This is a genomic window from Rathayibacter tritici (genome assembly GCF_001641005.1).
Lineage (GTDB): Bacteria > Actinomycetota > Actinomycetes > Actinomycetales > Microbacteriaceae > Rathayibacter > Rathayibacter tritici.
Map to the genome: position 1 here is coordinate 1733335 of NZ_CP015515.1, position 17116 is coordinate 1750450.

Genomic DNA, 17116 nt, shown 5'->3' on the forward strand with positions numbered 1-17116 from the left:
CAGGTCCTGCACATCCGAGCAGGGCCTGCACAGCGCACGCGGGCCTGCACAGCGCACAGCCCCCGGTCAGCGCCCCGCGTGGATCGGCCCCGTACGCCCCGCGAGCGGCTCCCCCGTCGTCCCCGTGCGCACCGCGAGGATCTCCGCCAGGATCGATACCGCCGTCTCCTCCGGGGTCGACGCGCCGATGTCCAGCCCGATCGGCGAGTGCAGGCGGGCCAGCGCCTCCTCCGTCACGCCCGCGTCGCGCAGCAGCCCCAGCCGCCGCTCGTGCGTCTGCCGCGAGCCCATCGCGCCGACATAGGCGACCGGCAGGGCCAGCGCGGTCTCGAGCAGCGGCACGTCGAACTTCTCGTCGTGGGTGAGCACCGCGATCACGGTGCGGGAGTCGACGACGGTCGCGGCGAGGTAGTCGGACGGCCACGCGACGACGACCTCGTCGGCGCCGGCGAAGCGCTCGGCGGTGGCGAACACGGGCCGCGCGTCGCAGACGGTGACCCGGTAGCCGAGCAGCGCTCCGGCGGAGCAGAGCGCGGCCGAGAAGTCGACCGCACCGAAGATCAGCAGCCGCGGTCGCTCCGCCTGCACGATGTACGCGATCTCGAGTTCCGCGTCACGACACAGGATCTCGACGGTGGCTGAGCGCCCGGAGGCCAGGCGCCCGGCCCGCTCGGCGAGGATGCGCCGAGCCATGTCCTCGTCCAGGTGCGGGCCGACGACATCCTGGAGGCGCGTCGCTCCGGTGAGGACGAGGCCGACCAGCTCGGAGGGGCCGCCGACGACGATCGCCAGCGCGGCCGAGCGACCGGCCCGGGCGGCGCGCAGCTCGGCGAGCACCGCGGTGGACCCGGAGTCGACGACCTGGCCGAACACCCGCAGCTGGCCCCCGCAGGAGAGACCCGCGGCGAACGCGTCCTCGTCGTCGAAGCCGAAGTGCTCGGCCGTGCTGCCCGAACTGCCGAGCACTTCCTGAGCCAGCGCGTACGCCTGCGCCTCGACGCAACCGCCAGAAATCGAGCCGATCGCGCAGCCCTGGGCGTCGACCGCCATCGACGAGCCGAGCGCGCGCGGAGCCGAACCGAAGACGTGCGTGACGGTGACGACCGCGACGCTCCCGCCCGCTTCGACGCGCTCGAGCAGGGCGGCGGCGAGTTCGAGCACGGCGGCCTCCTCTTCTCGGTCGGGAGGCGACGGCGCCGGGGCTGCTGGGCGGAGGGGTGGAGGGGCGGAGCCGCCGACGGGCGCACACACGCAGGAAACATGCCGAGTATAGGGTCGATCCATGCCCGACGACGCTCCCTTCCTCGACCTCGTGATCCGCGCCTCCGATGTGCTGACCGAGAACGGCCGGCGCCCCGCCAGCGTCGCGATCGCCGAGGGTCTGATCGTCGCGGTCGGCGAGCGGGACGCCCCGTGGCGGACGAGGGAAGAGGTCGTCCTCCCCGAGGGCCAGGTGCTCATCCCGGGAGTCGTCGACACGCACGTCCACGTCAATGAGCCGGGCCGCACGGAGTGGGAGGGGTTCGCCTCCGCCACCCGCGCCGCCGCCGCCGGAGGCGTCACCACGATCATCGACATGCCGCTCAACTCCATCCCGCCGACCACCACGGTGGCCGGGCTCGAGGCCAAGCGCGCGGCCGCGGGACCGCAGGCGCAGGTCGACGTCGGATTCTGGGGCGGTGTGATCCCCGCCACTCTCGGCACCCTCCGCGAGCTGCACGACGCGGGCGTCTTCGGCTTCAAATGCTTCCTGTCGCCGAGCGGAGTGGACGACTTCCCGCACCTCGACCGCGAGCAGCTGGTCGAGGCGATGCGCGAGATCGCCGCCTTCGACGGACTGCTGATCGTGCATGCGGAGGACCCGGCCGAGCTGGAGGCCAGCGCGAACGAGCCCGGCACCTCCTACGGCGCCTTCGTCGACTCTCGGCCGCCCGCCTCCGAGTGCAGCGCGATCCTGCACGTGATCGAGTCGGCCCGCGAGACCGGCTGCCGAGCGCATATCCTGCACCTCTCCTCCGCCGACGCACTGCCGCTGCTACGGGAGGCGAAGGCCGAGGGGCTTCGGATCACCGCCGAGACCTGCCCGCACTACCTCACCTTCGACGCGGGCTGGATCCCCGACGGCGGCACGCAGTACAAGTGCTGCCCGCCGATCCGCGACGAGCGCAACCGCGAGCTGCTCTGGAAGGGCCTGCTCGATGGCACGATCGACATCATCGCCTCGGACCATTCCCCCGCCACAGCCGAGCTGAAGGTCGCCGCGGGCGGCGACTTCGGCGTCGCGTGGGGCGGTATCTCGGGCCTCGAGTTGAGCTTCCGCGCGGTGTGGACCGGGGCGCGCGAACGCGGCATCCCGCTGGAGCAGGTCGTGGCGTGGATGTCGACGGCCACCGCTGCGTTCGCCGGGCTGGGGCAGAAGGGCCTGCTGCACGCCGGTTCGGACGCCGATCTCGTCGCCTTCGATCCGGAGGCGCAGTGGCGCGTCGACGTCGACGCCCTCGCGCACAAGAACCCCGTCTCGGCCTACGAGGGTCGCGTCCTCCGCGGCGCCATCGCCGCCACCTGGGTCGGTGGCCGCCGCATCACCCCCGACACCGCCCCGCCCGTCGGCCGCCTCCTCACCCGCCCCTGACCCGCCGCCCCCGCCTCTCCACCCCCGCCCTCCCACTCCGCGAGATGCCACTTGTGACGACGACACGCCGACGAAGGCCGTCACAGGTGGCATCTCGCGGAGTGTTCCCAGGACGTTTCGAGCGGATGAACTCGGGCGCGTCGAGGGGCACGGGGCGGGCGGGTCGTACAAGACTCAGAGTCTCAACTGCGGCGACTCGGGATGCTCCGCCGGTGCGCGGTCCACTCCGCAGGCGCGAGGCTGGCCGCACGGACACCGATCCGGACGAGCACCGCCGAGTGACCGGCCACGGCCGCACGGAACGGACAGGAGCGGACATGTCGATCATCCTCGGGGACCACCAGTACGGAAAGGCCGAGAACCGTGTCGTGCGCATTTACCGCGAGACGCCGCGGCACGAGATCCACGACGTCAACGTCTCAACCGCCCTCCGCGGCGACTTCGAGGCCGCACACCGCGAGGGCGACCAGTCGGCCGTCCTGCCCACCGACACCCAGAAGCAGACCGCCTACTCCTTCGCCAAAGAGAAGGGCCTGCGCTCGATCGAGCCCTACGGCCTCGAGCTGGCCCGCCACTTCGTCGACGGCTACGAGCCGGTCCGCGGCGCCCGCATCGAGATCGAGGAGTTCGCCTGGGAGCGTGTGCTCGTGGACGGGCGGGAGCACGATCACACCTGGGTCCGGACAGGCCAGGAGACGCGGATCGCCTCGGTCACGGTCGAGGGCTCGGCCGATAAGCGACGGATCTGGATTACCGGCGGATTCAAGGACCTCACCATCCTCAAATCCACCGGGAGCGAGTTCCACGGCTTCCTCACCGATCCGTACACCGTCCTCCAGCCCACGAACGACCGGGTCATGGCGACCTCGCTGGTCGCCCGGTGGCGCTTCGCCCTCACGGAGGCGGAGATCGCCGACATGGACTGGGAGGCCGTCTACGCGGGCGTCAAGGCGCTGATGACGAGCCGCTTCGCGACCGTGCACTCCCTCGCCCTCCAGCAGACGCTCTTCGAGATGGGCAAGGCGGTACTGGAGGAGTACCCGCAGATCGTCGAGATCCGACTCTCGGCTCCGAATAAGCACCACTTCGTCTACGACCTCGCTCCCTTCGGCGTCGAGAACGACAACGAGGTGTTCCACGCCGACGACCGCCCCTACGGGCTGATCCAGGCGAGCGTCACCCGCGATGACGCGCCGCCCGCGGGTCCCGCCTGGACCGCGTACACGGGCCTGGTATGACCGAGGTCCGGGGCGTCCACCGCGGGCACATCCTGCACATCGCCGGGCGCGCAAGACTCGAGACCGCGCGCGAGGCGCTGGTGTCCATCCCGGACGGCGCCCTCGCGGTGGCCGAGGACGGCACCATCGCCTGGGTCGGCCAGCACGGCGAGCTTCCGGAGCGATTCGCCGACTGGCCGGTCTCGGGCGACGCCGCGTCGATCCTGCTGCCCGGGTTCGTCGACACGCACATGCACTTCCCTCAGACGTTCTCGACCGACGGCTTCGGCGGCGGCCAGCTGCTCGAGTGGCTCGACCGGACGGTATTCCCGGCGGAGGCGCGACTCGCCGATCCGGAGTTCGCCGACGTGGTCGCGCGCGCCTTCACCCGGCGGCGGATCGCCGCGGGGACGACCGCAGCGATGGTCATCGGCTCCGCGTTCCCGGCCGCGCAGGACGCCCTCTTCGAGCGCACCCGCGAGGTCGGCTTGCGGGTTGTGTCGGGGCGCGGCATCCAGACCGTGGGCCCCGTATCGGCGGCGCCGCTGATCACCTCGGAGGCGGAGGCGCTGGCGCTCACCGCGGACGAGATCGCCCGCTGGCACGGGAGGGACCCTCTCCTGCAGGTCGCCATCGTCCCGCGGTTCTCGCTCTCCGTCACTCCGCGGACCCTCGGCGCCCTCGGCGACCTGTACGACGACGTGCGCGGGCGCGGCGTCTACGTGCACAGCCACCTCAACGAGAACGATCGGCCCGGCGACGGCGAGATCGCCGCGGTCCTCGGCTCGTACCGCACCCGCAGCTACCTGGACACCTACGACGGGCTCTTCCTGCCCGGCTCCGCACGCGGCGGCTCCTCCCTGCTCGGACCGCGCACGATCCTCGCGCACGCCGTCCACTGCCAGGACAACGAGCTGCACCGGATGGCCGAGACCGGCACCTCGATCGCGCACTGCCCGACCTCGCAGCAGTTCCTCGGCTCCGGTACGATGCCCTGGCGCCGAACCGTCGCCTCGGGTGTCACCGTCGCGTTGGGAAGCGATGTGGGCGCGGGCGACGAGTGGCTGCTCCCGCGCGTGGCGAACGACGCGTTCAAGGTGCACGTGTCGGAGCCGGGCGACGCGGCGGTCGCGCTGCACCCGGCCGAGCTCCTGTTCACGGCGACGCTGGCCGGGGCGCGGGCCCTCGACCAGGAGGACCGCTTCGGCAACTTCGACCTCGGCAAGGACGCGGACCTGGTGCGCATCGAGCCCGACCGCTGGGAGCCGCTCGCCGACGTGCTCGCCCACGGGATCCGAGCCGATGACGCGGCCGAGGCGACCGAGCAGCTGCTCTTCGCGCTGCTGATGACGCTGCGGGAGCCGGCGATCGCGGCGGTGCACGTGCGGGGGCGGCGCGCTGCTCCGTAGTGACGGGGCCGGGCGGGGCGCGGACGTTCGATTTGCAGGGGATCCCGCGCCGAGAGCGCTCTCCTCCGCCTCCGCCGACCTGCGCGAGACGTATCCCCTGCACATCGCACACGGTCCTGCGAATCGGACGGCGGCCCTGCGAATCGCACACGGCCCTGCACATCGGACGGCGGCCCTGCACATCCCACACGGCCCTGCACATCGCGCAGCCCGGCAGCGCACCGCTCGGCTCAGCGCAGTCGCAGCGCCAGGAACAGGTCGGCGCGATCCGCCGTGTCCGACAGGTCGCGCTGCGTGAGCTCCTCCACCCGCGCAATGCGATACCGGACCGTGTTCAGGTGCAGGTGTGTCTGCTCCGCCGTGCGCACCCACGAGCCGCCGCAGTCGAGGAACGCCGCGAGCGTGGCGACCAGCTGCGAGCTGTAACGCGCGTCGTGCTGAACCAGCTTTCCGAGCACCAGCTCGACGAACACGGAGCGCAGGTGGTCCGGCACCGCGCTCAGCAGCTGCACCGCCGAGGTCACCTCCCCGGAGTCGCTGATCCGCACCGGCGAGTCGTCGCCCGGCACGCCCGGCAGCATCATGCCGTAGCGCGCCGAGCGCAGGGCGCCGCCGAGTGCGGGCAGCGCCGTCGCAGCACTCGTCCCCACCCGCAGCACAGCACCCGGCCACGCGGCCCCCGCGCGCCGCAGCGCCGAGGTGACCACGGCGAGCGGATCCGCACCCGTCGGGATCGCGTCGGTCGCCTCCGCGGGCAGCACCGCGACCGCGCAGCCCTTCGCGTTTCGGCCGACCACGGCCCGGCCCAGATGCGCCGCGGCATCGAGCAGCATGCGGCGCGCCAGATCCGGCGGCGCATCCCCCTCGAACTCTGCCGAGGCCACAATGCAGCGCCCGACTCCGCCGAGTCCGAGCTGGCGGAGGTACACCGCGGCCTCCGGCTGCTCGCTGTCCTCCTCGACCAGCTCGAGCAGGCGGTCGGCGAGAGCGGAATCCGCCAGCAGGGCCGCCTCGTGCTGCAGCCGGTAGACCCCCACCACTCCGACCAGCTCGGTGACGGCGTCGAGCACGGACGCGGGCCAATCGTTCCAGTCGCCGCCGACCACGACCAGCCAGGAGGTGGCACGGTGCTCGCCCGCGCCGGCGACCGCGAGCACGGAGAGAGCGCTGCCGCGCACATCCGGCACTACTACGGGGCTGCGCCGGGCCGTGAGCGCGGCGTGCACGATCCGCTCGATCTCGCCGAGTCCCAGTGGAGCGGCGGAGGCGGCCGTGCGGCCGGTCGCGGTCAGCACGGTCACCGGAAGCCCGAGTTCGCGGGAGGTGCGCGCGATGAGTTCGTCGAGCTGCTGCCCCCGGTAGACCTCGGTCAGTAGCTCCCGCTGACGGGCGAGGGCCGCGGTCAGCCGCGCCACCCGATCCCCCGCGAGAGCGTTCGAGAGGTGCGCCGTGATCGCACCGAACGAGACGTCGGCCGGCACCGCGATCAGCGGGACGTCGTGCTCGCGGCAGGCGACGACGAGGTCGTCCGGCACGAAGCCGAGCAGGCCCTCGCCTGCGAGCAGCGCGCTGGCTCCGGAGTCGGCGACCGCGGCGACGAAAGCCGCGCTGTCCTGCGGTCCCCGGTGCCAGACCAGGCCCGTCAGAACGAGCTGACCACGCGCCAGGTAGCGGCGGGGGTCGAGCAGGTCGGTCGTGAAGATGCCGTCGACCGGCCGCGCGAGCGCCCCGTCGCCGGCGACGAGCACGCGCAGGCGCAGCTGCGGCGCGTCGAGGACGTCCTGCAGCTGCATTAGCTGCCCCGGTAGGTCGAGTAGGCGAACGGACTGATCAGGAGTGGGATGTGGAGGTGCGCGTCCTCGTCGTCGAGCCGGAATGCGACGACGACCTCCGGGTAGAACGACTCCGTTCCCGAGGCCGCGAACCAGGAGCCGGTGTCGAAGACGACGCGGTAGACCCCGGCGGGCAGCCGTTGCGGCCCGAAGGCTTCGACGCGTCCGTCGTCGTCGGTGCGGGCCTGGGCGAGGCGGTGCCAGCCGGAGCCGCTCCGCGCCTCCAGGGCGACGGGCACATCGCGCGCGGGTCGGCCGCGGACGGCGTCGAGCACGTGCGTCGTGACGCGGCTGGCGTGCCCGCTCATCGCGACGCCTCCTCAGCCACGAGGAGCCCGTGCTCGAGCCCGCGCACGCGCAGCACCGTGATCTCGCGCAGCTGCTCGGTGACGATCCGGGCCTCCGTCTCCGGGTCGAGCCCGAGACGACGCTCCAGCTCAGCGACGACCGCGGCCCGATCGCGTCCCGCCGCGCGGATCAGGAAGACGCGCCCGAACCGCTCCTCATAGGCGCGGTTGCCGGCCAGCAGCCGCTCGGTCAGCGCCTCGTCGGCGGTGCGGCTCGCCGCCTGCTCCGCGGCAGAGAAGGCGGAGGAACGCCCAGCGCCCGCGCGCCGCTCGCCGATCCGCGGGTGGTCGGCCAGCGCCGCGTCCACCTCCTCGGCGGTGAGGGTGCGCGCCACGCGCTCGGCCGCCTCGGCCAGCGCATCGACGTCGGAGTAGGGGGCGCCGGCGGCGACCTCGTCGGCCCAGCGCGGGACGGCGAGGCAGGCGAGGAGCACGTCGCGCGCGGTCTCGGATCGGGTGTCGGTCATGCGGTCTCCTTCGTCCGGCGAAGCGGCAGGCTCCGCCTGGGGCACGATGGTCGGGTGGATGCGGTCGGGAGTCGTGAGCTCGTCGGGCTGGTGCTCGCCGCGGGTGCGGGGCGCCGCGCGGGCGGCCCGAAGGCGCTGCGGCGAGACGCGGAGGGTGTGCCGTGGGTCGAGCGCGCCGTGCGGCGGCTCGACGCGGCCGGCTGCGGGCGGGTGCTTGTCGTGCTGGGTGCGGGGGCGGAGCGGGCGCGCGACCTGGTGCCGGCGACGGCGACGGTGCTCGTCGCGGCCGCATGGCAGGCGGGTCTCTCGGCGTCGCTCCGGGCCGGCCTGGTCGCGGCCGAGGGGGTCGCGTCCCTGATCACCCTGGTCGACCTGCCCGACGAGCCGCCGAGTGTGGGAGCCCGGCTGCTCGCGCAGGCCCCACCGGAGCCCGGAGTGCTCGCGCGCGCTGTCTTCGACGGCCGTCCCGGTCATCCGGTGCTGGTGGGCAGCGACTACTGGCCGACGCTCCTCGCGAGCGTCCACGGCGACTCCGGCGCCCGCGACCTGCTGCTCGCGGAGGGAGTGCGCGGGATCGAGTGCGGCGACCTGTGGTCGGGGGTGGACCGCGACGGGCCGCGCTGAGCCGCTCACGCACATCCCGCATCATCCAGGGCAGCGGCCAGAGCGCGCCAGGCGAGCGTGGCGCAGACCGAGCGGACCGGGTTGCCCGCCACCGCGAGCAGCGCCGCCTCCTCGCCGGCGAGCGGACCCTCCCGACGCGCCATCGCCGTAAGGAACGCGTCGATCCGAGCGCGCACCTCGGCCGCCGGTCGTGCGTCGAGGCCGTCGACCAGGAGCGACGCGGAGCCCCGCGAGATCTCGCAGCCCCGCCCGCTCCAGGCGACCCGAATCTGCTCCGCGCTCCCGTCGACGCGCAGCTCGATCCGGTCGCCGCAGGTCGGCGTGATCAGCTCGGCGCGGCCGAGGGACGGAGCGGGGTCCGAGCGCCCCACCGGGTCCTTCGCATGCGCGCGGATCAGCTCCGCCGCCTCGCTCACGTCCGGTCCTCCAGCTCGGCGAGCTCGGCGTAGGCCGTGCTGATGCCCGCGATTCGCTCGCGGGACTCCCGTGGGGCCGCGCCGAGCACTCCGGAGGCCAGCAACGCCACCGCGCTCATCGCCGCCGCGTAGCTGTCGAACGCCGTGCCGCTGTCGACAGGGCACTCCAACCAGACCCGCGCCTGCTCCGCGTAGCGCCGAGCGGGCGGATCCGCGAGCAGCACCACCGGCACGGCGCGCGCGGCCAGCGTCTCGACCAGCCCCGCGAACGAGGCCGGACGGCGCCGGAAACCCACCAGTACCACGACGTCCTCGGCTCCCAAGCCGGCCAGTTCCTCGCCGAGCGATTGACCGGGCTGCGGTGCGATCCGCACCCGCCCGCGTGCCTGGGCGAGCTGCTGGCGCAGGTGCAGCGCCACCGGGTAGCTGTTGCGCAGGCCGATCACGACCACCTCGCGCGCGCCGGCGACCAGCCGCACCGCTTCCTCCAGCCGCCCGTCACCGACCGCGCCGGCCAGGCGCGCCAGGTTCGCCCGCTCGCTCTCGAGGTGCGCGATGAGCGGATCGCCGTGCCCCTGCGCTGGCCCGACCGGCACACCGGAGGAGCGCAGCGCGCGGGCGTGCTCACGAACCTCCTGCGAGTTCGAGAACCCCAGCCGGCGGAACAGCCGTGAGACCGTGGCCTTCGAGACTCCGCTGTGCTGGGCGAGCTCGGTCGCCGTGTAGACGGCCAGGTCGCCGAGGTGGTCGAGGATGAAGTCGGCCGCCCGCTGCTCCTGCCGAGAGAGTGCGGCGTAGCCGGCATCGATGCGGTGGCCGATGCTCGTCGAGGCTGAGGGGGCTGAGGCTGAGGCGATTGCGGAGGTCACGCGGCCGGCGCCCCTTCGGCGAGCGCCAGGACCGCCGCCTCGAACGCGTCCAGGGCTGTTGCGACGTCGGCCTCGGTCACGCTCTCGTCCGGGTGGTGGCTGACGCCGCCCTTGCAGCGGAGGAAGAGCATCGCGTAGTCGGTGAGATCGGCGACCGCCATCGCGTCGTGCCCGGCCTTGGAGAACAGCACCATTGGCTCCGCGTCCCCGGTCGCTCGGATGCCCGCGCGCACGACGTCCTGGAGCCGCGGGGAAGCAACGACCGCGGGGGCCGAGTGGGTCTGCTCCACCGTGAGCGCGAGGCGGCGGCGCGAGGCCGACTCCGACATCGCGTGCTCGATTGCGTCCCACGCCGCGTCGCGCTGTGCGTCGGTCTCGGCGCGCAGGTCGAGGGTGAAGTCGACTCGGCCGGGGATGACGTTGACCGCGCCGGGGAAGGTCTCGAGCCGGCCGACCGTCGCGATCACGCCCTGCTCGCGCGCGATCCGTTCCACCGCGAGCACCGCCTCCGCCGCTCCGGTCAGCGCGTCACGGCGGCGGTCGAGCGGGACTCCGCCCGCGTGCCCGGCCGTGCCGGTGAGAGTGAGCGAGAAGCGACGCGCCCCCGCAATGGAGGAGACGACGGCCAGAGCGCGGTCTGCTTCCTCGAGGTATGGTCCCTGCTCGATGTGGGCCTCGAGGTAGGCGAGCACGTCCTGCGCGTCGCGCGCGGCGGTGTGGATGCGGGAGGGGTCGAGCCCGAAGTCGCGGAACGCCTCGACGAGCGTGGTCCCGTCGGCGTCCTCGAGCTCCCACCAGCGCTCGTCCCAGGTGCCGGCGAGTGCGCGGGAGCCCAGGAGCGCCGTGCCGAAGCGGGTGCCCTCCTCGTCGCCGAACGCGACGACCTCGACCGCGAACGGCAGCCGCCGACCCGCCGAGTGCAGGCGCGAGACCACCGCGATCGCGAGCGTCACACCGAGGATCCCGTCGTACCGGCCGGCGTCGGGCACGGTGTCGAGGTGCGAGCCGAGCAGCAGCGCTGGGAGTCCCGGGGTCGCTCCCTCGTAACGGCCGCACTGGTTGCCGGCCGCGTCCTGCCACGTGCGCATTCCGGCCTCGGTCATCCAGCGCGCGGCCATCGCGTTCACGCGGACGTGCTCGGGCGAGAGGTAGACCCGCTCGATCCCGTCGCGGCTGGAGGAGACTGCGGCGAGCTCGTCGCAGCGGGCCATGATGGCGATGGCATCGATGGCTGTGGCGTCGCTCATGCTCGTGCCGCCCCGTACACCTCGTACGCTCCCGCAATTCCGCCGCCCACCGGCACAGCGGCGCCCGCGCGGCGCAGCACCGCCTCCAGCGCCGCCAGGGTGGTCAGTACGGCGTCGGTGCGAGCGTTGTAGCCCATCGTGCCGATGCGCCAGACCTTCCCGTGCAGTGGGCCGAAGGAGGTGCCGATCTCGATGCCGAAGTCGGTGAGCATCTCCCCCCGCACCGCGTCCCCGTTCACGCCCTGCGGGATGTGCACCGCGACCACATTGCTCATCTTGTGGGCGACGTCGCCGAACACCTCGAGGCCGAGCCCGCGCACGCCTGCGAGCATCGCCGCGCCGTGCAGCTCGTGGCGCGCGACGGCCGCGTCGATCCCCTCCTCGACGAGGAGGCGAGCGCACTCGCGGGCGCCGTAGAGCATCGTGGTCGCCTCGGTGTGGTGGTTGAGCCGACGCGGTCCCCAGTAGTCGAAGACCATTCCGAGGTCGAAGTAGTTGGAGCGGACCCGGCGCGCGCTGACCGCGTCGCCCTCGTCGCGGATCCCCGCCTCGATGCTCTTGCGCGACTCGATCACCGCGACGGCCTTCTCGGAGAAGGTGACCGGCGCCGATCCGGACGGGCCGCCCAGGCACTTCTGCAGCCCGGCCGACACCGCGTCGAGCCCCAGCTCGTCGGCCGCAAAAGCGTTGCCCGCGAGGGAGGCGGTGACGTCGGTGTAGAAGAGGGCGCCGTGCTTCTCGCAGAGCGCGCCGAGATCCTCCAGCGGCTGCGCCATCGTGGTCGAGGTGTCGCCGTGGACCACGGCGAGAACCTTCGGCTTCACGCGCGCCAGAGCCTCGGCGATCGCGGACACGGGGAAGACCTGCCCCCACTCCGCCTCGATCACGTGCACCTCGGCTCCGCACCGCTCCGCGATCTCGCGCAGGAGGTGCCCGAACCGCCCGAAGATCGGCACCAGCACGCGGTCCCCCGGCTCCAGCATCGAGACCAGCGCCGCCTCGATGCCCGCGCGGCTCGTGCCGTCGATCAGCATCGTCTTGTCGTTGCGGGTGCGGAAGACCTGCCGGTACAGCTCCTGCGTCTCGGTCATCGTCGCCGTCATGAACGGGTCGTACTGCCCGACCAGTTGAGCCGACATCGCACGCAGCACGCGCGGATCGGCGTTGATCGGGCCCGGACCCATCAGCAGACGCGGCGGCGGATCGACGGGGAGGAACGGCGCGGGCGCGGTCATGGTGCCACCTCTTCACGTGCGGGTGCGCGGGGATGCGAGCGTGCGTAGGAGAAACAGGTGTTTCAGCGTCAGAGCCTATGCGACGGACGTTTCGCCCATGTTTCCGAACCCGAGGGCGTCGGCCGCCCCTGCTCCGGCGCGATGCCTCCTCCACAGGCAGTGTCGGGGCGCGAGTTGTCCGGATCGGATGGCTTCGGGGCCCGGATGTCGGTGATCCCTGATTCAATACGAGTATGACGGATGACAGGCAGCAGGGACTCGAGGAGGTCCGCGCCCTCGGCGACCATGCGGCGCGGCTCGCCCGCTCCGCGGCTCCGCTGCACCTCGCCTCCGCCGAGGCTCTGCACGCGGCCTACACGGCAGCGCTGCGCTGCCCGGAGTCGTTCGCCCGTGGCGGCTCGCCCCGGGAATCGCGCGACCTCGTCGAACGGTCGGTCCGGGCCGAGCTCGCCGTGGCGCTGAACGTGTCCGAGCGCGTGGCCACCCGAGAGCTCGAGCACGCCCGGTTGCTGGTCGAGCACCTGCCGTGTACTCGCGCCGCCCTGGCGCAGGCACGCCTGCGGTGGGAGGCGGGTCAGCTCATCTGCGGAGTCGCTGCGACCCTGCCCGCCGCCTCTCTCGCCGCGTTCGATGAGCGCGCCGCGGGACTGGCCGCCGAGATGACCCCGACCCAGCTGCGCCGACGCCTCGCCCGGCTCCGCGATGAGCTGCACGACGTCCCCCTCGCGGATCGGCATGCCCGCGCTCGCGAGGACCGCGCCGTCTGGGTCTCGCCCGAGCACGACGGCATGGCGACACTCTGCGCGACCCTCCCCGCTCCGATCGCCCTCGGCGCGCTCGCACGGCTCGATCGAATCGCGCGGACGCTCCGCGACGGCACCGGCAGCACCGGGAGCACCGGGAGCACCGGGAGCACCGGCAGCGACCCGGGCGCCCCTGCGGAGGAGCGCACGCTCTCGCAACTGCGGGCCGACGCCCTCGCCGACCTGCTCTGCGACGGCGATGTGTCCGGCACCGCACCGGGCGAGGAGCGTCCGCGCACGTTCGCCACCGGCATCCGCGCCGAGGTGCGCCTGACCCTCGCCGCGAGCACCGCGGCCGGTCGCGATGAGGGTCCGGTCGAGCTGGACGGCTACGGATTCGTCCCCGCCGGCATCGCCCGCGACCTTCTCGGAGCAGACGCCGTGATCACGCCCGTCCTCACTCAGCCCGGCACCGGTGCGATCGTGTCCGTGGGACGCACGTACCGCCTCCCGCCCCCGCGGATGCGCCTCGCCCTACAGCTGCGGGACCGGACCTGCCGCTTTCCCGGCTGCACCCGGCCCGCCGCGAGCGCCGAGGCCGACCACACCCTCGAGTGGCGCCACGGAGGAGCCACCGCCCTGCACAACCTGGCATCGCTCTGCGTCGCGCACCATCACGTCCGTCACGGCGATCGCTGGACCTACACCCTCCATCCCGACGGTGCGGCCGACTGGACCACTCCCACGGGCCGCCGCGTGGTCACCCGGCCGCCCGATCCGCCGGATCCGCCGACGTCCACGCGTAGGCCGAGCTTCGCCGACGCCCCACCGCCGTTCTGAGTCCTCGGCCCTCAGTCCTCAACCCTCAGTCCTCGGCCCTCGCCAACCCCGCGGCCAGCTCCAGCAGCGCGAGATCCGCTCCCCGCGGACCCACGAGGCAGAGCCCCACCGGAGCGCCGTCGACACTCAGTCGCGGCACCGAGAGCGCCGGATATCCGCCGATCCCGGCCACGCAGGTCAGGCCGAGCGTCGCCGTGCGCGCCGCGTCGAGCGCCTCCGCCGAGTCATCAAGGGCCGGCGCGACCGACGACGTCGAGGGCAGGAGCAGCACCCGCCCGTCCAGCGCCGCGTCGAGCGCCTCGCGGAAGCCCGCCACCCGCGCTCGCGCACTCGCCTCTGCCTCCGCGGCCACCTGAGAGGCCGCGTCGAACCGCGCCTGCACGTCGTCGGCCACAACCCCCGGGTGCGCCGCGACCCAGGTACCGCTGGACTGCCACGCCTCCGCCGCCTGCACCACCCGGAACGCCTCGAACATCTCCGCGACTGGCGGCAGCGCCACCTGATCGGCGCCCAGACCCTCGACCGCTGCTTGGAATGCAACGGCCACCACCGCATTCACCCCGCCGAGCAGCGCAGGTGCCACCACGAACCCGCGGGTCGACGGCCCCCGGGGCAGGCAGACCTCCGCCACCCGCTGTAGCGTCCCGAGGTCCCGCGTCAGCCAGCCCACCGTGTCGAAGCTCGGCGCCAGTGGCAGCAGCCCCTCGACGGACACCACACCGTGCGTGGTCCGCAGCCCCCACAGCCCCTGATACGACGCCGGCACCCGAATCGAGCCCGCCGTGTCGGTCGCGAGCCCGATCGCCGCCTGCCCGAGCGACACCGCGGTCGCCGGTCCGCTGGACGAGCCACCCGGGATCGCCCCCAGCACGGCCGGATTCGGCGGCGTCCCGTAGCCGGAGTTTCGGCCGGCGATGCTGTACGCGAACTCGTCGGTCTGCGCGATCCCGCGCACCGTCGCGCCCGCGTGAAGCAGGCGCGCGACGGCCGGAGCGGTCGCCGACTCGATCGGCGCCGCGGCCAGGTAGGCGGGCACTCCCGCACCGATCCGCTGTCCCTCGATCGCGAACAGGTCCTTCACCGCCACGTCGAGTCCGTTCAACGCCCCGGCGCCGGAGGCCGGCACGAGCGGCGCTCCCACCGCCCGCCAGACACGAGCGTCGAGAGCCTGCTCCTGCACCTGCGCCGCGCGCACTCGCCACCTCCCGGCCTCACGAATCCACAGCTGCGCATCCGCGAGGGCCGCGACGTCATCCGCCGCCAGCGCCGCCGCGTACGCCTCGACCGCGTCGACCAGGCCCGTCGGCAGCACGCCCTCCAGCGTCGTCACCCGCAGATCAGGCATCGACGTCCGCCGTCCAGACGCGAGTACGCGGAGGCGGGCACGACGAACTCCTCCGTCTCCCCCATCGGCCGACCGGATCCCGGCCCTGATCCTCTAGCACGCCGCCCTCGCCTGGCTGAACCGTCCACTCCGCCTGCCGCATGGGAGTCCGCCTCTCCGCGGCCCGTCCGCGTCGTCCGACCATAACGACGTCGTGTTTCACGCAGTAGCACCCGTGTGTCACGATTCTCCAGACCCACCCCGACGACAGGACTCCCGTGTTCCGACGCCTGCGCACCCGCACCGAGGGCGCGACCCTCGGCCTGATGCTGGCCCTCACCTTCTCCACCGGCATCATCGACGCCGTCGGCTACCTCGGGCTCGACCGCGTCTTCGCCGGCAACATGACCGGCAACGTCGTCATCCTCGGCATGGCCCTCGCGGGCGCCGCCAATCTGCCCGTGGTCGGACCCCTGATCGCGCTCGGCGCCTTCATGATCGGCGCCGTGATCGGTGGCCGGGTGCTCCGCCCGGTGAAGAAGGGGTGGACCTCCCGCTCGACCTGGCTGTTCGCGGTGGTCGGGATCCTGCTGGGCGCCCTGGCGATCCTGCTCGCCGTGGTGCCCGAGCCCCCGGAACCGCTCGCCCTCACCGTCACCGGGGTTCTCGGCGCAGCGATGGGTCTCCAGGCCGCGACCGCGCGCCACCTCGCGGTGAAGGACGTCACCACCGTCGTCGTCACCTCGACGATCACCGGGCTCGCCGCCGACTCGCGCCTCGCCGGCGGCTCCGGCCAGCCCTGGTTCCGTCGCGCCGCCGCCATCGCCCTCATCGCCTCAGGCGCCGGAGTCGGAGCGCTCGCCCTACTCGTCGGACTCTGGCTCGGCCTCGCCGTCGCCGCCGTGATCACCCTCGTCGCGACACTGCTCGGCGAGCTCGTCGTTCACTCCCGCTACGTCGGCCCCACTCCCACCGACCTGACGGCGTAACGCAACGCGTCAGCGCGGCAGCTGTTGGCAGTGCGGGCAGAGGTGCGAGGAGCGATTCATGAACGGCACCCGTACTATCGCCTCACCACAGCGGGCGCACGGCTTCCCCGTCTGCCCGTACGCGTGCAGGCTGTGCGAGAAGTAGCCGGAGGCGCCGTTCACGTTGACGTATTGCGCGTCGAAGCTGGTGCCGCCCTCGGCCAGGGCACGCTCCAGCACCGAGCGCACCTCGGCGAAGAGGCGGCGGATCCGCGCCTCGCCCAGCGACGAGCCGGGTCGCTCCGGGTGCAGCTCTGCCGCCCAGAGCGACTCGTCCGCGTAGATGTTGCCGATGCCGCTCACCAGCGTCTGATCGAGCAGCGCTCGCTTGATCCCGCTGTTCCGCCGTGCCAGCGAGGCGACGACAGCCCCGAGGTCGAAGGAGGGGTCGAGCGGATCGCGCGCGATGTGCGCGACCTGCGAGGGTACGGCGCGCAGCCAGTCCCCGGCGCGCGCGTCCTCACCCGCGAAACCGCCGGGCGCGCCGTCCGGGGTCGGCACCAGCGCGTCGACCGCCATCGACCCGAAGATCCGCTGATCGACGAAGTGCAGGGCAAGTTCGCCGTGCTCGGGGTGCTCGATCCCGATCCGGATGCGCGCGAGCCGGGGCAGTGCCGCGTCCGCCGTGCGCAGCAGCACCTGGCCGCTCATCCCGAGGTGCACCAGCAGCGCCTCGTCACAGCCCGCGGGCAGCCAGAGGAACTTGCCGCGCCGCACCGCCCCCTCGAGCCGACGCCCGACCAGCAGGCGCTCGAACGTGCCGTGCGGATGCACGTGGCGCTTCAGCGACCGCTCGTCGACGATGTCGACGCCGGTGACCAGTGCTCCGGTGACGGCGGGGGCCAGTCCCGCGCGCACCACCTCGACCTCGGGCAGCTCGGGCACG

16 protein-coding genes are annotated in these 17116 nt (G+C 73.1%); 6 read left to right on the plus strand and 10 right to left on the minus strand.

Features of this window, described 5'->3' with window-relative positions; all coding sequences use genetic code 11:
* Positions 1 to 66: 66 nt before the first annotated feature.
* A complete protein-coding gene (locus tag A6122_RS07890; protein WP_068253501.1) occupies positions 67 to 1161 on the minus strand; it encodes an XdhC family protein in 1095 nt (364 codons plus the stop codon).
* 121 nt (positions 1162 to 1282) lie between these two features.
* Here A6122_RS07890 and allB point away from each other — a divergent pair, with 121 nt between their 5' ends.
* The 3 genes from allB to A6122_RS07905 all read left to right on the plus strand — a co-directional run bounded on the left by allB (position 1283) and on the right by A6122_RS07905 (position 5258).
* A complete protein-coding gene (allB, locus tag A6122_RS07895; RefSeq protein ID WP_068253504.1) occupies positions 1283 to 2632 on the plus strand; it encodes an allantoinase AllB in 1350 nt (449 codons plus the stop codon).
* 317 nt (positions 2633 to 2949) lie between these two features.
* Positions 2950 to 3870, plus strand: a complete 921-nt coding sequence (gene pucL / locus A6122_RS07900) for a factor-independent urate hydroxylase (protein ID WP_068253506.1) — start codon at positions 2950 to 2952, stop codon at positions 3868 to 3870.
* The gene (locus A6122_RS07905; protein ID WP_068253508.1) at positions 3867 to 5258 is read left to right on the plus strand and encodes an amidohydrolase family protein; all 1392 of its coding nucleotides are present in this window, start codon (positions 3867 to 3869) and stop codon (positions 5256 to 5258) included. The genes pucL and A6122_RS07905 overlap by 4 nt, the downstream gene beginning before the upstream one ends.
* A 230-nt stretch (positions 5259 to 5488) precedes the next feature.
* Here the strand turns inward: A6122_RS07905 and A6122_RS07910 are convergent, their stop codons facing one another.
* The 3 genes from A6122_RS07910 to uraD are packed head-to-tail and all read right to left on the minus strand — an operon-like array spanning position 5489 to position 7904.
* Positions 5489 to 7051, minus strand: a complete 1563-nt coding sequence (locus tag A6122_RS07910; protein WP_068253509.1) for a PucR family transcriptional regulator — start codon at positions 7049 to 7051, stop codon at positions 5489 to 5491.
* Complete coding sequence (gene uraH, locus A6122_RS07915; RefSeq protein WP_068253511.1) at positions 7051 to 7398, minus strand: hydroxyisourate hydrolase; 348 nt, start codon at positions 7396 to 7398, stop codon at positions 7051 to 7053. Before uraH ends, A6122_RS07910 begins: the two co-directional genes overlap by 1 nt.
* Positions 7395 to 7904 (minus strand): 2-oxo-4-hydroxy-4-carboxy-5-ureidoimidazoline decarboxylase, encoded by a 510-nt coding sequence (gene uraD / locus A6122_RS07920; RefSeq protein ID WP_068253513.1) that lies wholly within the window; start codon positions 7902 to 7904, stop codon positions 7395 to 7397. The genes uraH and uraD overlap by 4 nt, the downstream gene beginning before the upstream one ends.
* 54 nt (positions 7905 to 7958) lie before the next feature.
* Between uraD and A6122_RS07925 the strand changes: the two genes are divergently transcribed.
* Positions 7959 to 8528: a nucleotidyltransferase family protein gene (locus A6122_RS07925; protein WP_068253515.1), complete on the plus strand. Its 570-nt coding sequence runs from the start codon at positions 7959 to 7961 to the stop codon at positions 8526 to 8528.
* 5 nt (positions 8529 to 8533) lie between these two features.
* On the opposite strand, the gene A6122_RS07930 is transcribed toward A6122_RS07925, so the two are convergent.
* From A6122_RS07930 to A6122_RS07945, 4 genes are read right to left on the minus strand one after another with little or no spacing between them, the layout of a single operon-like run.
* Complete coding sequence (locus A6122_RS07930) at positions 8534 to 8944, minus strand: iron-sulfur cluster assembly scaffold protein (RefSeq protein WP_068253517.1); 411 nt, start codon at positions 8942 to 8944, stop codon at positions 8534 to 8536.
* On the minus strand, positions 8941 to 9813 hold the full coding sequence (locus tag A6122_RS07935) for a MurR/RpiR family transcriptional regulator (protein ID WP_237358142.1): 873 nt from the start codon (positions 9811 to 9813) through the stop codon (positions 8941 to 8943). Before A6122_RS07935 ends, A6122_RS07930 begins: the two co-directional genes overlap by 4 nt.
* Positions 9810 to 11060 (minus strand): allantoate amidohydrolase, encoded by a 1251-nt coding sequence (locus A6122_RS07940; protein WP_068253520.1) that lies wholly within the window; start codon positions 11058 to 11060, stop codon positions 9810 to 9812. Before A6122_RS07940 ends, A6122_RS07935 begins: the two co-directional genes overlap by 4 nt.
* Positions 11057 to 12295 carry a pyridoxal-phosphate-dependent aminotransferase family protein gene (locus A6122_RS07945; protein ID WP_068253523.1) on the minus strand — a complete coding sequence of 413 codons (1239 nt, stop codon included), beginning with the start codon at positions 12293 to 12295 and terminating at the stop codon, positions 11057 to 11059. Before A6122_RS07945 ends, A6122_RS07940 begins: the two co-directional genes overlap by 4 nt.
* A gap of 233 nt (positions 12296 to 12528) precedes the next feature.
* Between A6122_RS07945 and A6122_RS07950 the strand changes: the two genes are divergently transcribed.
* Positions 12529 to 13878, plus strand: coding sequence for an HNH endonuclease signature motif containing protein (locus tag A6122_RS07950; protein ID WP_068253524.1), 1350 nt, complete (start codon positions 12529 to 12531; stop codon positions 13876 to 13878).
* A gap of 25 nt (positions 13879 to 13903) precedes the next feature.
* Here the strand turns inward: A6122_RS07950 and A6122_RS07955 are convergent, their stop codons facing one another.
* Positions 13904 to 15223 (minus strand): amidase family protein, encoded by a 1320-nt coding sequence (locus A6122_RS07955; protein WP_084415889.1) that lies wholly within the window; start codon positions 15221 to 15223, stop codon positions 13904 to 13906.
* A 257-nt stretch (positions 15224 to 15480) separates the two neighbouring features.
* Here A6122_RS07955 and A6122_RS07960 point away from each other — a divergent pair, with 257 nt between their 5' ends.
* Positions 15481 to 16191: a YoaK family protein gene (locus A6122_RS07960; protein ID WP_308470756.1), complete on the plus strand. Its 711-nt coding sequence runs from the start codon at positions 15481 to 15483 to the stop codon at positions 16189 to 16191.
* 9 nt (positions 16192 to 16200) lie between these two features.
* On the opposite strand, the gene mutM is transcribed toward A6122_RS07960, so the two are convergent.
* Positions 16201 to 17115: a bifunctional DNA-formamidopyrimidine glycosylase/DNA-(apurinic or apyrimidinic site) lyase gene (mutM, locus tag A6122_RS07965; RefSeq protein ID WP_068253525.1), complete on the minus strand. Its 915-nt coding sequence runs from the start codon at positions 17113 to 17115 to the stop codon at positions 16201 to 16203.
* Position 17116: the final 1 nt, after the last annotated feature.